General features: G+C 69.6%; 5 protein-coding genes. 3 read left to right on the top strand and 2 right to left on the bottom strand.

Features of this window, described 5'->3' with window-relative positions; all coding sequences use genetic code 11:
- The first annotated feature begins 255 nt into the window (after positions 1 to 255).
- Together JWP54_RS17405 and JWP54_RS17400 are read left to right on the top strand one after the other, a co-directional pair.
- A complete protein-coding gene (locus JWP54_RS17405) occupies positions 256 to 708 on the top strand; it encodes a GNAT family N-acetyltransferase (RefSeq protein ID WP_297374827.1) in 453 nt (150 codons plus the stop codon).
- A 2-nt stretch (positions 709 to 710) separates the two neighbouring features.
- The gene (locus tag JWP54_RS17400) at positions 711 to 1,031 is read left to right on the top strand and encodes an MGMT family protein (RefSeq protein WP_297374822.1); all 321 of its coding nucleotides are present in this window, start codon (positions 711 to 713) and stop codon (positions 1,029 to 1,031) included.
- Position 1,032: 1 nt separating this feature from the next.
- On the opposite strand, the gene JWP54_RS17395 is transcribed toward JWP54_RS17400, so the two are convergent.
- Positions 1,033 to 2,247: an NAD(P)/FAD-dependent oxidoreductase gene (locus JWP54_RS17395; protein WP_297374819.1), complete on the bottom strand. Its 1,215-nt coding sequence runs from the start codon at positions 2,245 to 2,247 to the stop codon at positions 1,033 to 1,035.
- Between the two features lie 318 nt (positions 2,248 to 2,565).
- Between JWP54_RS17395 and JWP54_RS17390 the strand changes: the two genes are divergently transcribed.
- Positions 2,566 to 2,898 carry a cytoplasmic protein gene (locus JWP54_RS17390; protein WP_297374816.1) on the top strand — a complete coding sequence of 111 codons (333 nt, stop codon included), beginning with the start codon at positions 2,566 to 2,568 and terminating at the stop codon, positions 2,896 to 2,898.
- 19 nt (positions 2,899 to 2,917) lie between these two features.
- On the opposite strand, the gene JWP54_RS17385 is transcribed toward JWP54_RS17390, so the two are convergent.
- Positions 2,918 to 4,214, bottom strand: a 1,297-nt coding sequence (locus JWP54_RS17385; RefSeq protein WP_297374813.1) for an ABC transporter ATP-binding protein, incomplete at its 5' end; no start/stop codon positions are given.

The following is a 4,214-nucleotide window of genomic DNA, read 5'->3' as shown; positions in this document are numbered from 1 at the left end:
ATCAGGGAGTCCTTGATGGCCTGCCAGATGATGCGGGTCATCTCGTCCCCGTCCAGCTCGACGACAGTACCTGCAACCTTGATCTTCGACAATGGATTCTCCTCAGTGAGTCGGGGCATGGTGGCCGGGATCAATCCTAGCCGAGGGCGGTAACTGTCTCGACATCGAGAGAGTTGACGGCGCTGACCCGGTGCTCGTCCGAGTCCCCCAGAATCCCGACTATCAGCGGTCCCACGCGTTCGATAGCCTTGGGTTATGCCTGAACTCCGACTGGAAGAACTGTCCGCACGAAACATCGTTGCGGCCAACAACCTGAGCCTGAAGCCTGGTCAGGAGCAATTCATCGCCCCGGTCTCCTACGCTGTGGCGGCATCTGTGATCAACCCGGCCACCGCCTGGCAGCGCGTGGTGCTTCTCGACGGCCAGGTCGCGGGCTTCATCCACGGCAATTTCGATCCGGAGTCGCAGCAGGAAGAATTCCGCGCCTGCATCTGGCGCATCAACGTCGACGCCGAAGCGCAGGGCATGGGCGTGGGAAAGTTCGCCGCCGAGGCCCTGGCCGAGGAGGCCCGTCACCGCGGCTTCGACCGCATCACGGTGATCTGGGAGCCCGGCGAGGAGGGCCCGGAGGCCTTCTTCCACCGGATCGGCTTCGTCGACCTGGGCCAGACCGAGTACGGCGAGGTCATCGGCGCGCTCACCCTGTAAAGATGGGTCTGGATCCGGGCAGCCCGTTCGTGGCGGCGGTGCTCGACATCGTGGACTCGATCCCGCCCGGCCGGGTGATGACCTACGGCGACGTGGCCGCGACCCTCGGTTCCCGGGCCGCCAGGGTCGTGGGGCAGACGATGGCGCAGTTCGGGGCGGATGCGCCCTGGTGGCGGGTGATCCGCGCCGGCGGCCATCCGCCGGTCGATCATGAGGAGCGGGCGCTCGAGTACTACCGGGCCGAGCAGACCCCGTTGGTCTCCCCCCTCCGGCCGGACGCCGCGTACCGGGTGGATCTCAGTCTCGCCCGCTGGCGCCCCTGAGTCACGCCTGCGGCACCGCCAGCGTTGCGGCGTCTGCCCGGGGCGCGGCGGCCGCGCCGGGTCCGGACGCATCCGCCCCGACCAGCCGCGCCTGCCAGTCCTTCACGAGCGCCGGTTGATCGATGCCCAGCACCGCGACCGGGCGACCGCCCCGGCGGTAGACGGCCAGCAGGTCGCCGGTCTCGACGCCGCCCGCCTCGATCGACAGGTCCTCGCCCCCGTGAAACCGCCCGGCGAACTGCACTCGGGAGCCGGCCTGCTGCGAGGCGAGCCGGCTGGGCCGTTGCGAGCCGCCGAGCGGGTCACCGAGCAGCGCGGCCATGGCGATCCCGGGGCGATTGCGGGTGTCGCTCCAGTGCTCGACCCGGCGGTGCTGCCCGGTGACCGGGTCGAGCCAGGCGGCGCAGTCGCCGACGGCCACCACGCCGGGCGCACCGGTGGCTCCCACCTCGTCGCACACCACCCCGCCGCGCAGGTCGAGACCGGAGTCGCCGAGCCAGCCCACCAACGGCACCGACCCGATGTCGAGCAGCACCACGTCGGCGCCGATCTCCTCCCCCGTGGTGAGCCGCACGCCGGACACCCAACCGGGTCCGATCAGCTCCGCAACGCGCAGGTCGGTGCGCACGTGGGTGCCCGTCCGGGCGTGCAGCCGGTGCACCGCGTCGGCGACGGTGCGGCCGAAGGCGGTGCACAGCGCATCCGTGGTGCTGCCGATCACGGTCACGTCCATGCCCAGATCCCTGGCCGTCGAAGCCACCTCCAGGCCCACCACTCCCGAGCCGACCACGACCATCCGGCCGCCGGGCAGCAGTTCCTCGCGGAGGGCGAGAGCGTCATCCACCGTGCGGAGGGTGTGCACCCCGCGCGGCGAGTTCCCCAACCGGCGGGCGGCCGATCCCGTCGCGATCACGACAGCGTCGGCGTCGACGGTGCGACCGTTCGCGAGGGTCACCCGGTGCGTGGCCGGGTCCAGGCCCACCGCGGCGACCCCCAGCTGCCACTGCACGTCGAGGTCCTCGGTGGGAGACTCCAGGGCGAGTTCGCCGATGGTGGTCTGCCCGGTGAGAAAGCCATGGCGAAGGGGCGGCCGGTCGTAGGGCCGGTGGCGTTCGCCGCCCACGACGGTGATGCGACCGGTGTAGCCGTGCGCGCGCAGGGCGGCGGCACTGGCGTACCCGACCACCCCTGCGCCCACGATGGTGACTGAATCCATGCTGGGTGATCCCCCTATCAGACTGGTCACCGGGCCACAGGCCGGCGCCGGTTCGGGAACGAGAGGCTCTCGTTCGTGGGCGTGTGTTGTTCTCTTCAGCCCAGATTCGCCGCCGGCCGGAGACCTGTCAAGCGCGCCGGGCGGGTTCGGGGCGAGTGGTTGCCCACCCTTGACCTCCCCGAAACACAGCCGACTCAAAGCTCCCGAAAACCAACCGGCTCAGGGGATGTGTCCCCGTCCCGCGAGCCGTGAGCACGGCCCCGAGCATCCCGAGATTTCGGGGCTCAGGTCACCGTTCGGGAGGTGTATCGTGCCCGCATGGAGATGGCTGACGACCCGGTGAAAACCAACCCGGGGCATTACCTCGAGAACGACCGGGTGCGGGTGCTCGAGTACCGCGACGAGGCGGGCGAGACGACCACGCCGCACCGGCATCCGGACAGCGTCATGGTCACCCTCAGCGCGTTCAGCCGACGGCTCTCCACCGAGGACCGGGTGTTCGACACTGCGCTGGCTGCCGGCGAGGCCCGCTGGCTGCCCGCCCAGTCCCACTCCGGCGAGAACACCGGCGACACCCCCACCCACGCCATCTTCGTGGAGCTCAAATCTCCCCCATTGTCCCCGGAGGCCTCCCCCCTGGGCCCCGCCTAGCCCGCGAGGGGGTGGGAGGCTAGACCAGGGATTCCCGCCAGGCGGCGTGCAGACGGGAGAACCGGCCGGTGCCGGAGATCAGCATCGCGGGGGTGCCGTCCTCGACGATCACACCGTTCTCCATCACCAGCACCCGGTCGGCGATCGCGACGGTCGACAACCGGTGCGCGATGATCACCGCGGTGCGGTCGCTGAGCAGGGTCTGCAGCGCTTCCTGCACCAGGCGTTCGCTCGGGATGTCCAGCGACGAGGTGGCCTCGTCGAGGATCAGCACGGCCGGGTCGGCCAGGAACGCCCGCGCGAACGAGATCAGCTGGCGCTGGCCGGCCGAGACGCGGCCGCCGCGCTTGTTCACGTCGGTGTCGTAGCCGCCGGGCAGGCCCTTGATGAAGTCGTGCGCACCCACCGCCCGCGCGGCCGCCTCGACCTCGGCTCTGGTCGCGTCCGGCTTCCCGATCGCGATGTTGTCGGCCACGCTCCCGCTGAACAGGTACGCCTCCTGGGTCACCATTACGATGGCCCGGCGGAGGTCCTTGGGGTGCAGGTCCCGCAGGTCGACCCCGTCCAGGAGCACCCGGCCGTGCGACGGGTCGTAGAACCGGGAGATCAGCTTCGCCAGGGTCGACTTGCCCGCCCCGGTCGAGCCGACCAGGGCGATGGTCTGCCCGGGCTCCAGGGTGAGGGTGAAGCGCGGCAGGATGACCCGGTCGGCCTGGTATTCGAACTGCACGTCCTCGAAGTGAACGGCGCCCTTCGACGTCCACAGGTCCACCGGCTTGACCGGGTCCGGCACGCCGGGCCGCTCCTCGAGCACACCGGAGATCTTCTCCAGCGCCGCCGCGGCCGACTGGTAGGAGTTGTAGAACATCGCCATCTCCTCCATCGGGTCGAAGAACCGGCGGGCGTAGAGCAGCGTCGCGAGCAGTACGCCGATGGCGAGCTGTCCGTCCGCCACCCGGAAACCGCCGACCAGCAGCACGACTCCGACGGTGAGATTCCCGATCATCACCAGTCCAGGATCGAAGATCCCGAACAGCTGGATGACCCGGGCGTTCACGTCGCGGTAGTCCTCCACCAGCGCGCCGAACTCCTTCTCGTTGCGCTTCTCCTTGCGGAACGCCTTCACCGCCCGGATACCGGTCATCGTCTCAACGAACTGCACGATGACCCGGGCGGATGCCACGCGGGACTGCCGGAACAGAGCCTGCGACCGCTTCTGGAACCATCGCGTCAAAAAGTACAGTGGAACAAGGGCACCGAGCAGCACGAGGCCGCTGGTTCCGTCAATGAGGAACAGGGCAATACCGGTGAACAGC

Origin of the sequence: Cryobacterium sp. (assembly GCF_025463825.1) — a bacterium.
Lineage (GTDB): Bacteria > Actinomycetota > Actinomycetes > Actinomycetales > Microbacteriaceae > Cryobacterium.
The sequence above is the reverse complement of the archived record's forward strand: the minus strand, read 5'-3'. Positions and strand labels throughout refer to the sequence as shown.

What these genes read in the sequence shown, in the direction of transcription:
- JWP54_RS17390 (WP_297374816.1), top strand. Translation starts at nt 2,566, where the DNA reads ATGGAGATGGCTGACGACCCGGTGAAAACCAACCCGGGGCATTACCTC.
- JWP54_RS17400 (WP_297374822.1), top strand. Translation starts at nt 711, where the DNA reads ATGGGTCTGGATCCGGGCAGCCCGTTCGTGGCGGCGGTGCTCGACATC.
- JWP54_RS17395 (WP_297374819.1), bottom strand. Translation starts at nt 2,247, where the DNA reads ATGGATTCAGTCACCATCGTGGGCGCAGGGGTGGTCGGGTACGCCAGT.
- JWP54_RS17405 (WP_297374827.1), top strand. Translation starts at nt 256, where the DNA reads ATGCCTGAACTCCGACTGGAAGAACTGTCCGCACGAAACATCGTTGCG.